The 20474-nt window shown below is 49.2% G+C and carries 2 protein-coding genes; both read right to left on the reverse strand.

The window, feature by feature from the left end:
• Nucleotides 1-5 precede the first annotated feature (5 nt).
• A complete protein-coding gene (locus FHS57_RS30255; protein WP_183980332.1) occupies nucleotides 6-10577 on the reverse strand; it encodes a choice-of-anchor Q domain-containing protein in 10572 nt (3523 codons plus the stop codon).
• A gap of 329 nt (nucleotides 10578-10906) precedes the next feature.
• Nucleotides 10907-20188 carry a DUF8693 domain-containing protein gene (locus FHS57_RS30260; RefSeq protein WP_183980333.1) on the reverse strand — a complete coding sequence of 3094 codons (9282 nt, stop codon included), beginning with the start codon at nucleotides 20186-20188 and terminating at the stop codon, nucleotides 10907-10909.
• Between the last annotated feature and the right edge of the window lie 286 nt (nucleotides 20189-20474).

Genomic DNA, 20474 nt, shown 5'->3' on the forward strand with positions numbered 1-20474 from the left:
TGCACTTAGTTTACCTTGAGCACTTTGAGTACTTCTTGTTTATTTTCGGTTTGCACCCGTAGGAAATACACGCCGCTTGCCAGTTCACTCACCCCAAACTCTTCTTGGTGGGTATTGGTTTCGGGCACAAATTGGCGACGCAAAACTTCCCGACCTGTTGCATCCGTCAACGCAGCTTGCACTGTTTGCCCTTTGCTCTCTTGCACCTTCAGACGCAGAATGCTGGTGACGGGGTTGGGGAGAACAGTCGCGAAGGCGCCGTTATCGGTTAGCTGTTTTCCGTTATCCGAACCTTGCCCTTCGCCCCTTGCTCCTTGCCCTTTGCTTTTTGCATCTTCACTATCCGCTGTCCTTGCTGCTCCTACCCCTACCCCATCTTTCGACTGGATACGGAACCAGTATTCTTGGTACGCCAGCACGTTGCCTTGCGGTTGACGCGTTGAAGGATAGATGCTGCCCCAGCCCTTTTGATCCCAGTAACGAATGCCTAACTTGTACAAGCCTTTGGGTAACCCCGAATCATATACGTTACCGCCAGCACCATTGTCTTGGTAAAAACCGTAGGCAGGGTGGTTTTGAGCGTACAACTCCGTCCAGCCCTCGCGGTTGGCGTACATGAAATACGGTGCGTTGTTCTCGTGCGTGTTGAACGAACGAATTATCCCCATTTCGGGTGTTGCTAACATGTCGAATGTCAATGAACCGTCAGTGCTTAATCCGCAGGCTTCTACGTTGATAGTCCAGTAGCGTGGAGCCATTTTGTTAGCGTTTTCCACGTAAAATAACGTCGGGTTCACTTGCGTACTTTGTTCTAATTCGGGGCCACCGTCGCGGGTGATGAATTGGCTACTCCACAACGACTTATCGTTCGTTGGCTTCACCGCCGACTTGCTTTGACCGATGTTTATCAACGTCACCACAAACGCATTCCAATAAATATCCTTGCGAATACTTTCAGCACTTTGGCAACCGCCTTCAAAGAGGCATTTCGCCCAGTATGTTTGCTTCGTCACGTTGTTGAAAGCGACCTCAAAACTTGGCGCAGTAACACCCGTGTTCCAAAACGTTTGGCTACCTGCGGGACAGTTGGCTGAAATAGTGACCGTTGTACCTGTACAAACTATCTCTTGGCTTGCCGTAATCACGGGAGCTACTTGGGTTGGCGTTAAAGTAAACGTCACTACGTTACTCTTTTCACTTACACACCCATTTTCCGTCTGACAACGCGCATAGTACGAGGTCGTTTCTGTAGGAACAGTGGCGGGTAAGCTTGGCAAAGCCACGTTTGTCGTCGCATTGTACCAAACTGTGCGCAAACTTCCGCAAGTTGATTGACCACTGAAACTCGCCGATGGGTTACAACTGCTCGTCGGTGACAATGATACCGTCGGTGCCGATGGAATGACTACCAATTTTAACCGCATTACCCCCGACTCTGACTCCACACATGAAGGCGTTCCGTCCGATTTACGGCAACGTACGCGGTAATTGTGATACTGATTATCCACCAAGCCAACGGGTACTCCTGAACTATATTCTCCACCATCAATTGAGTAAAGAATCACTTCACCCGTGGCGCAATTCGCATTAAATGTAAGAGGCATATTCACCAAACTACACACTTCCTTTGTCTCACCCACGGCTACCGTCACCCCGTCCACCAACAACGACACGTTTTGCGGAACGGAAGCGCGGTTATTGATCGTCAATTCTATCACGCCCGAATAGGTCGAAGCGCAATTGGCGTCGCAAGCCGCTTGGTAGCGGTGGAGTTGGTTATTGGATAATTGGGAAACGGGTGGATTGGTTGACCAGTCACTCCATGCACTACTGCCTACTTGAACTCGCCAAATGGGTGACCCCGAAACACACGAACTCGAAACCCCAAACTGTAAACCGTTAACTGGATTCGCATCCGTATCGCACAAAACTGGGTTATTGCCTTCGTTTAGGGTTTGTTGAAGCGTCGTTAGCGTGATCGTTGGTTTGTTTTGGACGGCTACACTACCTGTAACATTTGGCGAAACACAGCCGCCAGCGTTGCTCACAACAAGGCTATACGAAATTGAATTACCCGCCGCTGGCACACTCAAATTCACCACAATCGGCGTTGAAGGTAGTGTTCCGTTGCTAACCGATGTAATTCCTACTCCCGTAATCGAATAAGTTATTGGGCTACCCGTCGTGGCCGTGTAAGGTATTGTGAAGGAAGTCGCTCCTGCACAAATAGGCGCGCTTGCTGCCGTTGTAATGCTTACATTGCTAGGTGGCACAGTAATCTCCACATCCCCACTTACCCCAGAAGTACAGCCTACATCATTGGTCACGGTAAACGTGTATATGCCTGACACCAACCCTGAAACCGTCGTCGTCCCGCCCGTGCCCGTGCTAGTTACCGAACCAGGGTTGCGCGTCAATGTCCATGTACCACTCGATGGTAAACCGCTCAATTCGACGCTTCCCGTAGCCAATGCACAGGTCGGTTGCGTTAGCGTGCCTACTGTTGGTTGGGCAGGGACAGAGGGCACTGCATTCACCGTCAAAGCCAAACTCGGTGATATACAACCCGTGGTCGTGTTCTTCGCCGTCACATTATAATTCCCTGCATCCAAATTACTGAACGTCGGTGAGGTTTGATACGTACCGCCAAGACTGTATTCGATGCCCGTCCCAACGGGGGCTGTCACCACAATCGTCCCTTTTGGCGTGGTGCACGTCGGTTGTACAGTCACCGAAGCTGTTGGCGTCGCAGGGGCCGATGGCACTGCATTCACCGTCAAAGCCAAACTCGGTGATATACAGCCTGTGGTCGTGTTCTTCGCTGTCACATTGTAATTCCCCGCGTCCAAATTACTAAACGTCGCCGAAGTTTGATACGTACCGCCAAGGCTGTATTCGATGCCCGTCCCAACGGGGGCCGTCACCACAATCGTCCCTTGTGGCGTGGTGCACGTCGGTTGTACCGTCACCGAAGCCGTTGGTTGGGCAGGAGCTGATGGTACTGCATTTACCGTCAACGCTAAACTCGTTGATATACAACCCGTGGTCGTGTTCTTCGCTGTCACATTGTAGTTCCCTGCATCCAAATTACTGAACGTCGCCGAAGTTTGATACGTACCGCCAAGGCTGTATTCGATGCCCGTTCCAATGGGAGCTGTCACCACAATCGTCCCTTTCGGCGTGGTACACGTCGGTTGTACAGTCACCGAAGCCGTTGGTTGGGCAGGAGCTGATGGTACTGCATTTACCGTCAACGCTAAACTCGGTGAAATACAACCCGTGGTCGTGTTCTTCGCTGTCACATTGTAGTTCCCCGCATCCAAATTACTGAACGTCGCCGAGGCTTGGTACGTACCGCCAAGGCTGTATTCGATGCCCGTCCCAACGGGGGCCGTCACCACAATCGTCCCTTTTGGCGTGGTACACGTTGGTTGTACAGTCACCGAAGCTGTTGGCGTCGCAGGGGCAGATGGCACTGCATTCACCGTCAAAGCCAAACTCGTTGATATACAACCCGTAGCTACGTCTTTCGCAGTTACATTGTAATTCCCCGCGTCCAAATTACTGAACGTCGCCGAAGCTTGGTACGTACCGCCAAGACTGTATTCGATGCCCGTCCCAACGGGGGCCGTCACCACAATTGTCCCTTTTGGCGTGGTGCACGTCGGTTGTACCGTCACCGAAGCTGTTGGTTGGGCTGGGGCTGATGGCACCGCATTCACCGTCAACGCCAAACTCGTTGATATACAACCCGTAGCTACGTCTTTCGCAGTTACATTGTAATTCCCCGCGTCCAAATTACTGAACGTCGCCGAAGCTTGGTACGTACCGCCAAGACTGTATTCGATGCCCGTCCCAACGGGGGCCGTCACCACAATTGTCCCTTTTGGCGTAGTACACGTCGGTTGTACCGTCACCGAAGCTGTTGGTTGGGCAGGGGCTGATGGCACCGCATTCACCGTCAAAGCCAAACTCGTTGATATACAACCCGTGGTCGTGTTCTTCGCTGTCACATTATAATTCCCTGCATCCAAATTACTGAACGTCGCCGAAGCTTGGTACGTACCGCCAAGACTGTATTCGATCCCCGTTCCAACGGGGGCCGTCACTACAATTGTCCCTTTTGGCGTGGTACATGTCGGTTGTACCGTCACCGAAGCCGTTGGTTGAGCTGGAGCAGATGGAACCACATTCACCGTCAAAGCCAAACTCGGTGAAATACAACCCGTTGCCACGTCTTTCGCCGTCACGTTGTAATTCCCTGCATCCAAATTACTGAACGTCGCCGAAGTTTGATACGTACCGCCAAGGCTGTATTCGATGCCCGTCCCAACGGGGGCCGTCACCACAATCGTCCCTTTTGGCGTGGTACACGTCGGTTGCACCGTCACCGAAGCCGTTGGTTGAGCTGGGGCCGATGGAACCGCATTTACCGTCAAAGCCAAACTCGGTGATATACAACCCGTGGTCGTGTTCTTCGCTGTTACATTATAATTCCCCGCATCCAAATTACTGAACGTTGCCGAAGTTTGATACGCCCCACCAAGGCTGTATTCGATGCCCGTTCCAACGGGGGCCGTCACCACAATTGTTCCTTTTGGCGTGGTACACGTCGGTTGTACCGTCACCGAAGCCGTTGGTTGAACTGGAGCAGAGGGAACCGCATTCACCGTCAAAGCTAAACTCGGTGAAATACAACCCGTGGTCGTGTTCTTCGCTGTCACATTGTAGTTCCCTGCATCCAAATTACTAAACGTCGCCGAAGCTTGGTACGTACTGCCAAGACTATATTCGATACCCGTCCCAACGGGGGCTGTCACCACAATTGTTCCTTTTGGCGTAGTACACGTCGGTTGTACCGTCACCGAAGCCGTTGGTTGGGCAGGGGCTGATGGAACTGCATTCACCGTCAAAGCTAAACTCGTTGAAATACAACCCGTTGCTACGTCTTTCGCTGTTACATTATAATTCCCTGCGTCCAAATTACTGAACGTTGCCGAAGCTTGGTACGTACCGCCAAGACTGTATTCGATACCCGTCCCAACGGGGGCTGTCACCACAATTGTTCCTTTTGGCGTGGTACACGTCGGTTGTACCGTCACCGAAGCCGTTGGTTGGGCAGGTGCTGATGGCACTGCATTCACCGTCAAAGCCAAACTCGGTGATATACAACCAGTGGTCGTGTTCTTCGCTGTTACATTATAATTCCCCGCGTCCAAATTACTAAACGTCGCCGAAGCTTGGTACGTACTGCCAAGACTATATTCGATACCCGTCCCAACGGGGGCTGTCACCACAATTGTCCCTTTTGGCGTAGTACACGTCGGTTGTACCGTCACCGAAGCTGTTGGTTGGGCTGGAGCAGATGGCACTGCATTCACCGTCAACGCTAAACTCGTTGATATACAACCCGTGGCTACGTCTTTCGCCGTCACGTTGTAATTCCCTGCATCCAAATTACTGAACGTCGCCGAAGCTTGGTACGTACCGCCAAGACTGTATTCGATGCCCGTCCCAACGGGGGCCGTCACCACAATTGTCCCTTTTGGCGTGGTACACGTCGGTTGTACCGTCACCGAAGCCGTTGGTTGGGCAGGGGCTGATGGCACTGCATTCACCGTCAAAGCTAAACTCGTTGAAATACAACCCGTTGCTACGTCTTTCGCTGTCACATTGTAATTCCCCGCATCCAAATTACTGAACGTCGCCGAAGTTTGGTACGTACCGCCAAGGCTGTATTCGATACCCGTCCCAACGGGGGCTGCCACCACAATTGTTCCTTTTGGCGTGGTGCACGTCGGTTGAATAGTCACCGAAGCTGTTGGCTGAGCAGGAGCTGATGGCACCGCATTCACCGTCAAAGCCAAACTCGGTGAAATACAACCAGTGGCTACGTCTTTCGCTGTCACATTATAATTCCCTGCGTCCAAATTACTGAACGTCGCCGAAGTTTGATACGTACCGCCAAGACTGTATTCGATGCCCGTTCCAACGGGGGCCGTCACCACAATTGTCCCTTTTGGCGTGGTACACGTCGGTTGCACCGTCACCGAAGCCGTTGGTTGAGCTGGGGCAGATGGAACCGCATTTACCGTCAAAGCCAAACTCGGTGATATACAACCCGTGGCTACGTCTTTCGCTGTTACATTATAATTCCCTGCGTCCAAATTACTAAACGTCGCCGAAGTTTGGTACGTACCGCCAAGACTGTATTCGATGCCCGTCCCAACGGGGGCCGTCACCACAATCGTCCCTTTTGGCGTGGTACACGTTGGTTGTACAGTCACCGAAGCTGTTGGCGTCGCAGGGGCAGATGGCACCGCATTCACCGTCAAAGCCAAACTCGTTGATATACAACCCGTGGCCACGTCTTTCGCCGTCACGTTGTAATTCCCTGCATCCAAATTACTGAACGTTGCCGAAGCTTGGTACGTACCGCCAAGACTGTATTGAATATCGGTGCCTGTAGGGGCCGTCACCACAATCGTTCCTTTTGGCGTAGTACACGTCGGTTGTACCGTCACCGAAGCCGTTGGTTGGGCAGGGGCAGAGGGCACTGCATTCACCGTCAAAGCCAAACTCGGCGATATACAACCCGTGGCCACGTCCTTCGCTGTCACATTGTAGTTCCCCGCGTCCAAATTACTGAACGTCGCCGAAGCTTGGTACGTACCGCCAAGGCTGTATTCGATGCCCGTCCCCACGGGGGCTGTCACCACAATTGTTCCTTTTGGCGTAGTACACGTCGGTTGTACCGTCACCGAAGCCGTTGGCGTTGTCGGGTTTTGATTGAAAGTAATAGTTACATCATCAGTAGAAGTACAACTTCCATTCGTAATCGTCCAACGCAATGTGTAAGTGCTTCCTGCCGTCCCGCTAAACGTTGACGTCGGGCTCGAAACAGTACCAAAGGTCCCTCCTGTACCGCTTACCACACTCCATGAACCCGTACCTACTGTCGGCGTATTGCCCGACAAAGTAACCTGCGTCACACCGCAAGTAGTCGCTCCCGTTTGGTCGGGGCCAGCGTTAGAGGTTGTCGGGTTTTGATTGAAAGTAATAATCACATCATCAGTAGAAGTACAACTTCCATTCGTAATCGTCCAGCGCAATGTGTAAGTGCTTCCTGCCGTCCCGCTAAACGTTGATGTCGGGCTCGAAACAGTACCAAAGGTTCCTCCTGTACCGCTTACCACACTCCATGAACCCGTACCTACTGTCGGTGAATTGCCCGACAAAGTCACCTGCGTTATACCGCAAGTAGTCGCTCCCGTTTGGTCGGGGCCAGCGTTAGAGGTTGTCGGGTTTTGGTTGAAAGTAATAATCACATCATCAGTAGAAGTACAACTTCCATTCGTAATCGTCCAACGCAATGTGTAAGTGCTTCCTGCAGTCCCGCTAAACGTTGACGTCGGGCTATTCGCATTACCAAATGTCCCGCCTGTACCACTTACCACACTCCAAGAACCCGTACCTACCGTCGGCGTATTTCCCGACAAAGTAACCTGCGTCACACCGCAAGTAGTCGCTCCCGTTTGGTTGGGGCCAGCGTTAGAGGTTGTCGGGTTTTGGTTGAAAGTAATAGTTACATCATCGGTAGAAGTACAACTTCCATTCGTAATCGTCCAACGCAATGTGTAAGTGCTTCCTGCCGTCCCACTAAACGTTGACGTCGGGCTATTCGCATTACCAAATGTCCCGCCTGTACCACTTACCACACTCCATGAACCCGTACCTACTGTCGGCGTATTGCCCGACAAAGTAACCTGCGTTATACCGCAAGTAGTCGCTCCCGTTTGGTCGGGGCCAGCGTTAGAGGTTGTCGGGTTTTGGTTGAAAGTAATAATCACATCATCAGTAGAAGTACAACTTCCATTCGTAATCGTCCAACGCAATGTGTAAGTGCTTCCTGCAGTCCCGCTAAACGTTGACGTCGGGCTATTCGCATTACCAAATGTCCCGCCTGTACCACTTACCACACTCCAAGAACCCGTACCTACCGTCGGCGTATTTCCCGACAAAGTAACCTGCGTCACACCACAAGTAGTCGCTCCCGTTTGGTTGGGACCAGCGTTAGAGGTTGTCGGGTTTTGGTTGAAAGTAATAATCACATCATCAGTAGAAGTACAACTTCCATTCGTAATCGTCCAACGCAATGTGTAAGTGCCTCCTGCCGTCCCGCTAAACGTTGACGTCGGGCTCGAAACAGTACCAAATGTTCCTCCTGTACCGCTTACCACACTCCAGGAACCCGTACCTACCGTCGGCGTATTGCCCGACAAAGTAACCTGCGTTAGACCACAAGTAGTCGCTCCCGTTTGGTTGGGGCCAGCGTTAGAGGTTGTCGGGTTTTGGTTGAAAGTAATAGTTACATCATCGGTAGAAGTACAACTTCCATTCGTAATCGTCCAGCGCAATGTGTAAGTACTTCCTGCCGTTCCGCTAAATGTTGATGTCGGGCTATTCGCATTACCAAAGGTCCCGCCTGTACCACTTACCACACTCCAGGAACCCGTACCTACTGTCGGTGAATTGCCCGACAAAGTAACCTGCGTTAGACCACAAGTAGTCGCTCCCGTTTGGTTGGGGCCAGCGTTAGAGGTTGTCGGGTTTTGGTTGAAAGTAATAGTTACATCATCGGTAGAAGTACAACTTCCATTCGTAATCGTCCAACGCAATGTGTAAGTGCTTCCTGCCGTCCCACTAAACGTTGATGTCGGGCTATTCGCATTACCAAAGGTCCCGCCTGTACCACTTACCACACTCCAGGAACCCGTACCTACCGTCGGCGTATTGCCCGACAAAGTAACCTGCGTTAGACCACAAGTAGTCGCTCCCGTTTGGTTGGGTCCAGCGTTAGAGGTTGTTGGATTTTGGTTGAAAGTAATAGTTACATCATCAGTAGAAGTACAACTTCCATTCGTAATCGTCCAGCGCAATGTGTAAGTACTTCCTGCCGTCCCACTAAACGTTGATGTCGGGCTATTCGCATTACCAAAGGTCCCGCCTGTACCGCTTACCACACTCCATGAACCCGTACCTACCGTCGGCGTATTGCCCGACAAAGTCACCTGCGTCACACCGCAAGTAGTCGCTCCCGTTTGGTTGGGGCCAGCGTTAGAGGTTGTCGGTGTTATATTAGTCACCGTAGCGCTGTGAGTGCCCGTGCAGCCTGCGTTATCTGTAACGGTAACATTATAGGTACCAGCCGCTAGATTCGTACGTGGATCAGTACCGCTGCCCGAACCGCTCCAGCTATAGGTATAAGGAGCTGTTCCGTTACTTACTGTTAAATCAATACTACCATTGTTGCCATTACACGCGTTAGTGACTGAGGAGGTAATACTGATGGATGAAGGCGAGGATTGATATTCAAATGCACCTATGTCCACTGTACCAAATCGGCTATTGCCTCTCTGATCTGTAGAAGGAGCTCCCGTACTGGCACCAGCATTGATGGCTGGACTACAGCCGCTTAGTGCATGGGTTTGAGTAAAGCCTCCGTTGCTCGCTAATGGCAATAATTTGGGGTCAACACCAATTTGGTTGCCGTTAACACCGTTGACTAGGCCACTAGCACCCGCGTTTCCTAGAATATTATTCGTACTACCAGACAGAAAAACGGCATTTGTAAAATACAAATCCGCAGCGTTATTATCTGCCAGAATCGTATTTTTCATCGTACACTTATTCGTGTAATTTTCAAAGCCACTACTATTGTTGGTAATCGTTGTATTAGTAATCGTGATGGTACATTCATTGCTAGGGGTAATAATTCCACCCCGACTATTACCGCTAATAGTACAGTTAGTAATGATAACAGTCATTGCCCCACCAGCACCACCACGCAAATCCACCGCTGCTCCGCCCTGATTACCTGTATTGTTTGATACAGTACATCCAGTCATGGTCAAATTACCAGGTGGATAAAACAATATAGCATGGCCAACTGTGTTTGTAGTTGTGTTGTCGCTGATGTTACAGTTGGTTAGCGTAGTTGGCCCACTTAGTACCATCGCAGCACCACCACCAGAAGAATTATTGCCAGTAATATTGCAGTTGGTCATGTTCAAGGTCACAGCTCCAGTAGCCTCAATAGCACCGCCACCGTTTTCATCTGTAGAGTTACCATTGGTGAGGTTGATTCGATTAAATGTTACTGTTCCTGTTGTAATTTTAAATAGACGAAAGTAACCTACGGAGCGGTTAATCGTTACGCCCGAAGTTCCTCCATCAATGGTAAGGTTTTTACCGAAAGCAATTTCACCGCTAAATAAGTTTACCGTGGTGACACTAGAATTAAAAACAATGATATCGCCGCTGATTGCACTAGCCACTGCGTTACGGAATGACCCACTACCGCTGTCATTCCCATTTGTAACGGTAATGGTAGCAGCAAATGAAGAGATAACCCCTCCGCAAAAAAGAAGTACTAATAAGATTTGTCGCCAAATGGATTCCAGGCGCAATTGACCATTAATAAGCGAACCGAAAATAAAAGTTTGCCTACTGGCTGTTGTCGGAACACAAAAGTCCTTAAATAAAAAGGATGCCAAGTGAATAAATAGCTTTTGCATTAGTAGAAACGTTAAAGTGTGTTCAAAGTGAATCGGCAGTAGAAAAAGGAGGCAGGAACATTTCGTCAAATGCTCCCAGAAGCCTCCTTCCCTTTCTACCATGAAAGATTAATTAAGTAGGGTAATTAAAAAGGAAATGTAGTTTTTTGTGTGTGATTGAGTGTGGTTTTGTGAAGCCCAAAATTGAGGGTTTTATAAATGCAGGTGTTATCTCATTTTGGACTTTCTTTTGCTCATTTTGAACAATAAAAAAATCCCCTCAGCGGGGATTTTAATTTTTATTAACTCAAAATGGACTTTCTTTTCCTCATTTTGAACATTTTCATATTTTAATTCACTTTTACCACCTTCAGCGTCGCCTGCTGGTCGGTTGTCGTCACCTTCAAGAAATACATCCCCGTCGGTAACTCACTCACGCCAAACTCTTCTTGGTGGGTGTTGGTTTCGGGTACAAATTGGCGACGCAAAACTTCCCGACCTGTTGCATCCGTCAACGCAGCTTGCACTGTTTGCCCTTTGCTGTCTTGCACTTTTAAGCGCAGAATGTTGCTGACGGGATTGGGGAGAACAGTCGCGAAAGCGCCGTTATCCGTTAGCTGTTTTCCGTTATCCGAACCTTGCCCTTCGCCCCTTGCTCCTTGCCCTTTGCTTTTTGCATCTTCACTATCCGCTGACCTTGCTGCTCCTACCCCTACCCCATCTTTCGACTGGATACGGAACCAGTATTCTTGGTACGCCAAGACGTTGCCTTGCGGCTTGCGCGTTGAGGGATAAATGCTGCCCCAGCCCTTTTGGTCCCAGTAACGAATGCCTAACTTGTACAAACCTTTGGGTAACCCTGCATCATATACGTTACCACCCGCACCGTTGTCTTGGTAAAATCCGTACGCGGGATGATTTTGAGCGTACAACTCCGTCCAACCTTCGCGGTTGGCGTACATGAAGTACGGTGCGTTGTTCTCGTGCGTGTTGAAGGAACGAATCACGCCCATTTCTGGTGTTGCCAACATGTCGAATGTCAACGAACCGTCAGTGCTTAATCCGCAGGCTTCTACGTTGATGGTCCAGTAGCGTGGGGCCATTTTGTTGACGTTTTCTACGTAAAATAACGTCGGATTCACCTGCGTACTTTGTTCTAATTCGGGGCCACCGTCGCGGGTAATAAATTGGCTACTCCACAACGACTTATCGTTGGCTGATTTTATCGCCGACTTACTTTCGCCGATGTTGATTAACGTCACTACAAACGCATTCCAATAAATATCCTTGCGAACACTTTCCGAACTTTGGCAGCCACCTTCAAAAAGGCATTTTGCCCAGTATGTTTGCTTCGTCACGTTGTTGAAAGCGACCTCAAAACTTGGCGCAGTAACACCCGTGTTCCAGAACGTCTGACTTCCTGCGGGACAGTTGGCTGATATTCTCACCGTTGTACCCGTACAAACAATTTCTTGCGAGGCAGTAATCACGGGAGCAACTTGCGTTGGCGTTAACGTAAACGTTACGACATTACTCTTTTCACTTACACACCCATTTTCCGTCTGACAACGCGCATAGTACGACGTCGTTTGGCTTGGTACGGTTGAAGGAAGGCTTGGAAGTGCCACGTTCGTGGTCGCATTGTACCAAATCGTGCGCAAACTTCCGCAAGTTGATTGGCCACTGAAACTCGCCGATGGGTTACAACTGCTCGTCGGTGACAATGATACCGTCGGCGCTACTGGTATGACCACCAATTTTAACCGCATCACCCCCGACTCTGACTCCACACACGATGGCGTTCCGTCCGATTTACGGCAACGTACGCGGTAATTGTGATACTGGTTATCCACCAAGCCAACGGGTACTCCTGAACTATATTCTCCACCATCAATTGAGTAAAGAATCACTTCACCCATGGCGCAATTCGCATTAAAAGTTAGGGTAGTAGTCACCAAACTACACACTTCCTTCGTCTCACCCACGGCAATTGTTACGCCATCCACCAACAACGACACGTTTTGTGGAACGGACGCACGGTAATTTATCGTCAACTCAATCGGCGACGTATAGGTACTTGGGCAAGTCGCGTCACAAGCCGCTTGGTAGCGGTGGGGTTGGTTATTGGAGGGTTGGGAAACTGGGGCTGTCGCTGACCAGTTGCTCCATGCGCCACTGCCCACTTGGCTACGCCAAACGGGCGAACCCACCACGCACAAACCCGAAACCGTAAACTGCAAACCGTTAACTGGATTGGCGTCTGTATCGCAGAAGGTTTGAGAATTACCTTCGTTCAACGTTTGTTGAAGGGTTGTTAGCGTAATCGTTGGTTTGCTTATTACCGTCAGCGTCGCAGGGTCGGAGTTGGTATTGACAGTTGCCCCGATGGCTACGCAGCGGAATTGATAGCCATTTAAACCCGCAACATTACTGATTGTGAGGGTAGCGGTTGTGCCGTTGGCATAAGGTGCCGAGGCGGGTACGTTGCTCCAGCCACCGCCCGAATTCAACTGCCATTGGTAGCCTGTTGCGTTGGTAGCGGCGGCCGTAAAGCTCGCCGAACTGCCCGAACAACGACTGATTGCCGTGGGTTGGGTCGTAAATACGGGCGCAAGTGCCGTGTTATTGAACGTAAACGGCACGATATAACTACACGCACCCCCTTGAGGCGTAACTTTGGCGTACAACGTTTGCACACCTGCTGGCAGCCCCGAAGGCACAAAGGTATTGGGTGCCGTAAATGTCCCCGCTGGAAGCGTCGCCGCCGCATCGGTATAAATGCCGTTGACAACACCGTTGTACGTACCGCCGTAGGTAAAAATTGGTGTAGGCGTGTTGTTAATGATGAGTGATGCGTTCGTAGCGTTGGTGACAGTACCTGTGAGTGAACCGTATTTTAATACGCCGTCATTGGTAAACGTACCGTTATTTTCAAGAGTATCAACGACTTGTACGAGGCCCAAATTGGTCACACTTCCTGATACATCGTTTGATATAGTACCACTTACGACGATTACTTGACCGCAAGCGTTATTGTTGAACGTATTAATGTTACCCAACCCCATCGTACTGCCTAAACTTGACAAAGCTCCGATAGTAATCTTTCCTGCATTATTGAAGACCCCTGGCACCGACGACCCCGAATTAAACAAGCCCGCAGCGGTGGTTCTATCAATGGTTATTTCTCCTCCTGCGTTATTATCAAAAACTGCTCCATTGAGGATACCACTCTCGATTACACTTGAAGCCCCAATGACAATTTTACCCGCATTGGTGAATGGTCCACCACTGCTTAGTGCGTTTTTAACGACTTTCTCTATCTTGATTTCTCCGCCTGTATTATTATTAAAAACGTTAAAGCTCTTAATACCCTCATCTCCTGCACTTTCTACCCCTCCAATGGTCAATTTTGCCGCGTTGTTAAACGTACCATTTTGGTTGAATAACGCTATTTGAGTTGACCTATCTATCGTCATCTCCCCTCCTGCGTTATTGTTAAAAGTACCATCGTTTACTATGCCTTGGGTGCCAATGTTGGCCGTCGCTCCGATTGCAATTTTTGCCGCATTAGTAAAAGTCGCCCCCGTTGTGTTGTATAAACCCATATCGACAACATTATCAATTTTAATTTCCCCACCAGTATTGTTGTTGAAAGTAGCGCGGTTGATAAGTCCATGTTGCACTACACTGCCTGTGCTTCCCAATACGAGCTGTCCGTTGTTCTGCACCGTGCCTGCATTGTGAAATCCAGCAAAAAAAGCCGCTACCGTTCTTGATCCATTGATGGTCAGGCTCTTGGTTGCAGCAATGGTCAACACTGCCCCCGTCTGTACCTCCACCGATTGCGCCACGGCAGCGGTGTTGATGGTCGGTTTGTTGGTGGTGTTCGGAATCACTACGTCGTTGGTAGCCGTAGGTACGCTGGCGGGTAACCAGTTGCAGGCGGTGTTCCAATCCGTACTCACAGCGCCCGTCCACGTGAGGATGCCCGTAGGGGTTGCCGTCGAAATTACTTCGATGGTTTGATTGGCAAAGTAGGGACAACTTGGGTCGTTGTTGTACGCATAACTAACGACAATCGTGCCAACGCCCGTAGCCGTCAGGACATTACCAGCCAGTGAACCAGGCCCCGTAACGCTAAATGTACCGCCCGAAGGAGTCGCCGTGAGGGTACGCGTATTGGCGCACAGCGACATAGAGGCGTTGCTGCTGGTAATGCTGATGGTAGCGCCGCTGTTGCTTCCCGTCACGTTGAAGGCGTCGGTGTCTTCGTTGATGATTTTGCCCGAGTTCGCACTTATCGTACTGACAGCGACAATATTGTCTTTTCGTTTTTTGATAATCCCTGCGTTGCTAAAGCTTCCCGCCGCGTTGAGAATCGCGGGCGTTGATTCGATGTAAGCGCAATTTTGGTTGGTGATGGTTCCTCCTTGGTTGGTAATGCCCGAGCCTTCGGCACTTTGCAAAAACACTTGGCTATTGGTACTGTTGGTAAACGTACCCGTATTGTACAGCCCGTGCTGTTTGATTTTACCAACCCCTCCAATGCGCATCAGCTTGTTGTTTTGGAACATCCCTGCGTTGTTGACGCCTGACAATGCCACGGTATCCGTTTGGGCAATGAGGAGCGTTCCGTTGTTGGTGAACGTACCAGCAGTATTGTTGATACCATTGCCAAAGACAAAGTCCACGTTGATTTGTCCCGTAGCGGTGTTGGTAAAACTACTGCCGATGCCTTCCTGCAAAACCGCATCCCGAAACACCGAGTCGATTTCCATCACACCTGAGTTTTCGATGGTACCGCCGTTGTTATGGATGCTTTTGTCGCTGTTGCCCGTTTCAAAGCGCCCTTTATTAGTAAACGTCCCCGAGTTATCAATGCCATACCCTCCGAAGCGGTTAAAATTAGCCGTGCCTTCATTGGTAAGGTTTCCTGTATTGACGATGGGCGTACCCATGTCTGTCCCAATAAGCGTTGACTGACTGCCCAACACCATTTTACCTGCATTATCTATGAGGGTAGTAGCAGACCTAATCGTAAAATCAGCCTGCGAATGTACATAACCCGTGCTGGTATTGGTGAGTGGTATGCTGTGTGTTGAAAAAGGGTTTGGGCTTGTAGTAACGGTTGTTTGAGGCCCTAAAATCAACGTATCACTATTGACAAAAAACTTTCCCATACTTCCTGTTGAAGTAAATGGCACGTTGATTTCTGCGTAATCTGAATTTTCTAGGATAATGTTCAAACTCCCGCCCGTAAAGCTCCCCGCCGTATGCGTATATCGCCCTTGGTTGACGATGGCGTTGCGAGAACTTCCGAAAGTAGTAGCGCACTTATTTTCAAATAAGGCATTAGGCAAGTTTAGAAGTAGGTCATTCATTGACACTGAATTGATTACACAACCTGTAGCACTCAAAAATGTACCACCGTTTTTAAATCCAATACCACCTATACTATAAGTATCTAAAATTGCAGCCGAGCCGTGGGTAAATTTACCCAAGTTGATGATGCCTCGATTCGTCCCACTCACCCTAAAAGTCGCCTCATTTTTAATTTCACCCGTTGGTAAGTTATAGAAACAAGTATCGGGAGTACCATTAAAGTCGACTAAATGGTAGTTTTCAAGGAGGCCGCCGTTTCTAAACGCTGTCTTTAAAGTCCCAGTCATATACAATGTTCCCCCTGCCTTATTCCGTATCGTCGCTCCCTGTCGGTTAATAGCCCCTGTACCTTTTCCCTCACTTATATTCAAATTTCCCTCATTTTCTACCAATTTTTGGTTATCAAAAATCCATGAATCGTGTTTACCTATGGTCATGGTAGCGCCTGAGCGGTTGGTAACGGTCTCTTGATTGATAAACAACGTTCCCGAAACACCCCCGCTTACTGTAAACTGCCCTGAGTTATCAATGGTACCTTGGTTATGAATCCCTCCCGTTAACCCGCCACTTACGGCAAAAGTGGACGTATTGGTCAGGGTAGCGGCGGGGTGATTGAGAATGGCCGTGGCTAATCCTCCGCCCACGGTAAACGTCCCGCTGTTGTTCACACTGCCGTAGTTTTCGAGACGGTTGCCCGTTCCCATCCGCACCGTCAAGGCATTGGTGTTGATGAGGGAAGCACCCGTTTGGTTCACAAAACCGTCGTTGTACGAAGAGTCAATCAGTACCGTTCCGTTGTTGGTAAACGTTCCTGCGCTGGTTACGCCGTCGGTATCACTGCCCACAATTTGCAAATTGCCTGTGCTCTTTATGGTCAAACTGGCATTGGCCGCAATGGTTACCGAACGAGCACCTGAAGCGGCAGTTACCTCGGGATAATTACCATTGGCAACAACAGGGATAAGGGTACGATTTCCCGTTTGTGAGCCAAACGTTGGAGCAACGGCGGGGACACTGCCTCCTACCAGCCAGTTGCCTGGGGTATTCCAATCTTTAGATACCGCCCCCGTCCAGGTATAATCTCCCTGAGCAATCACAAACGTAAACGGCACCACATAAACACACCCGCCACCTTGGGGGGTAATTTTGGCGTACAACGTTTGCGAACCCGCTAGCAAACCCGAGGGAGTAAACGTATTGGGCGCGGTAAATGTCCCCGCTGGAAGCGTCGCCGCCGCATCGGTATAAATGCCATTGATGACACCATCGTACGTACCGCCGTAGGTGAAAATTGGCGTAGGCGTGTTGTTAACGATGAGTGATGCGTTCGTAGCATTGGTGACAGTACCTGTGAGTGAACCGTATTTTAATACGCCGTCATTGGTAAACGTACCGTTATTGTCAAGAGTACCAGCTACTTGAACCAGCCCCGCATTGGTGATGGTTCTGGAGGCATTGTTTTGGAGAATGCCTGACGCTACAATGAGTTTGCCGCAGGCAGTGTTATTGACGGCCCCATCGTTTCCCAGCCCATATGTCCCGGTACTTGCCGTGGCTCCAACAATGATGGTGGCGGCATTCGTCAAGGTGCTGCCTGCCGAAGTAGTGATTCCAGAAGTACTTGAATTATCAAGGGTTATGATTCCGCCCGGGTTATTAGTAAAAGAACCAGTAAAAGCATTAGCTAACCCGTATCCCCCCACACTCGCCGTAGCTCCAATGGTAATCTTGGCGGTGTTAATGAAAGTACTTGTGCGAATATTCATTAAGCCGGCAACTGTTGATCTATCAATAGTTATCTCACTTCCCGAATTATTGTTAAAAGTACCGTTATCACGATTATGAATGCCATACTGCCCTGTACTGCTCGTAAATCCGATGGTAATTTTGGCGGCATTGGTAAAAGTGCCACTTTCATTCTCCACCCCCTGCCCTGTTGCATTGTCAATCCTGATTTCTCCTCCGGTGTTATTGTTAAAAACAGCATAATTAAATATCCCAGTACCTCCCACACTCGCAGTAGCCCCAATGGTAATTTTAGCAACATTGGTGAAAGTGCCCTCTAGATTCCGCAAACCTACTTCCGTTGTGTTATCAATCTTGATTTCTCCTCCAGTGTTGTTGTTGAATAAACCACGATTCCAAATACCTGTATTTGCCGCAGTTGCAGTAGTGCCAATGGTAATTTTAGCGGCATTGGTGAAAAGAGCCACATTATCATTATAGATACTCGCATTTATAGCGTTAATTGTAATCTCTCCTCCAGTAGTATTACTGAAACTCGCAAAATTGTTAATTCCATTTTTACCTACACTTATTACTGCACCAATAGTAATTTTGGCTGCATTGTTAAAGGTGCTTTCTGTAATATTTGAGATTCCATTTTCCGATGTGTTATCAATTTTTATTTCTCCACTCGTGTTGTTGAAAACAGCATGATTTCTGTTCCAAAGCCCAACAAATCCGCCGTTTATTGTGATGGTGGAAGCGTTAGTAAAATTACCAGTTTCATTGAGCATGCTGGCAGATGTGGCATTACTGATTTTAATCTCTGCGCTGATGTTGTTGTTGAAAGTACCTCTATTCCAAAGCGCATTTTGACCCACACTGCCCGTATTTCCCAAAATAAGCTGCCCGTTGTTATGAACCGTTCCTGCATTAAACAAGCCAGATCTAGAACCTGCTATAAACTTTGAGCCATTGATGGTCAGGCTATTGGTCGCCGCAATAGTTAGCACTGCATCTGTCTGCACCTCCACCGATTGAGCCACAGCAGCAGTACTGATGGTCGGTTTGTTGGTTGTGTTTGGAATCACAACATCATTGGTGGCCGTGGGCACGCTGTTAGGCGACCAGTTGCAGGCAGTGTTCCAGTCGGTATCCACTCCACCCGTCCACGTGAGTGTGCCCGTGGGATTTGAACCTCCACCCGCACCGATGGTGAGCGTAGCGGCATTGGATGTAACCGTCGCCCCACCAGAGCCAGTTGCCACACAGCGGTATTGGTACCCATTCAAACCCGTCGCATTGCTGATGTTGAGCGTGGCCGTGGTTCCATTGGTGTAAGGGCTCGTGGCGGGGACATTGTTCCAACTACCGCCCGTATTGAGTTGCCATTGATAACCTGTGGCGTTGGCAATCGCAACCGTAAATGAGGCAGAGCTCCCAGCACAGACGATCTGACTGGCAGGCTGTGTGGTGAAAGTAGAGGCCGTGGCAACTACAAACGTAAAGGGTACAATTTGGGGGCACGTACCGCCTGAGCGCGTGATGTTGGCGTAGAGTGTTTGCGAACCCGCCGATAAACCAAAGTGCGTAAAGGTATTCGTTCCTTGGTTAAAACCACCTGCCGAGGCCGTAGCCGCCTCATCTTTATAAATTCCCTCCACCGTCAAATTATTCGCTGCCGCAAACTCAAAAATACTGGTCGATGTAGCATTGTTGAAGATTCGGATGGCATTGTTGGTGTAGGAAGTCGTCCCTCCCACATAAACAATTCCATTATTGATAAAATCGGACTCAGTGCTATTGCCATTGAGATTAGAGGCAGCGCTAAAAAAGCCTTCGTTGAGGATTTGTCCCCCGTTGTTATACACTTCTCCTGCGAGCAGTTTTACCACCCCACAAGGATAATTGTGAAACAGCCCCGCGTATTTTTCCATCTGTCCTCCCAAGGTCATTTTACCGTGGTTTTGTACCATTTCGGGGGAAGTACTACCCGATAAAAACATGGAACCAGAGAACCCCGCAAAGCTAAGTGTCCCACCGACTTGGTTTAGCAATACCGCGCTCCCAACTACTCTAATCCCATAGAAACCAATCGTAGCTCCCGTCAGCGTAGCCCCCGCGTTATTAGTAAACTGCCCGTTCCCTCCCAACTGTATCGCATCGGCAGTAGTCGAAGTAACTTGATTGACGGTAATCTTTCCGTTGTTTTCGACCGTCCCATTGACAGACAGCGAAGCATCATTCCCACTTCCATTAATCGTCAGTTCTTTACTGGCATTGACGGTGAGGGTTGCCCCCGCCTCTACCACTAAATTCTGAATAGAGGCGTTGGTGTTTAGCACAGGATAACGCACCAAGCTTCCTGGAATGTTTACTTTATTGGCATTTGTAGGTGCTACATTTGTGGACCAGTTGGTGCCCGTTGCCCAATCGGTATCCGTAGCTCCTGTCCACGTAATGGTTTGGGAAAATGCTTGCTGACTCAGCAAGATTAACCAAATGAAGTGTACTAGTTGTTTCATAAAAAATTAGAGTTTTTGATAAAAATGAACTTGGATGTCTGTTTTTTTAGATGCAGCAAAGCAGTAATAAGACCCCCAAAATGACGATGATGGAGAGTTTTGTCATGGTTGAGAAAAGGGTAAAAGTGCATTGATTTAAACCGCGTTTGTACGCTCACAAACATACGCTCCGCCCCCCGAATGGTATTAACTCTAATGTTCCATCTTTTGCTCTAATGTTCCATTCACCAAATTTTCTTTTGCTCTAATGTTCCATTTCTTTTGCTCTAATGTTCCACTCGCTGAT

The organism is Runella defluvii (assembly GCF_014195535.1).
GTDB classification, from domain to species: domain Bacteria; phylum Bacteroidota; class Bacteroidia; order Cytophagales; family Spirosomataceae; genus Runella; species Runella defluvii.

Excerpts from the sequence above, each read along its gene's own strand:
- FHS57_RS30255 (WP_183980332.1), bottom strand. The coding sequence starts at position 10,577 with ATGCAAAAGCTATTTATTCACTTGGCATCCTTTTTATTTAAGGACTTT.
- FHS57_RS30260 (WP_183980333.1), bottom strand. The coding sequence starts at position 20,188 with ATGAAACAACTAGTACACTTCATTTGGTTAATCTTGCTGAGTCAGCAA.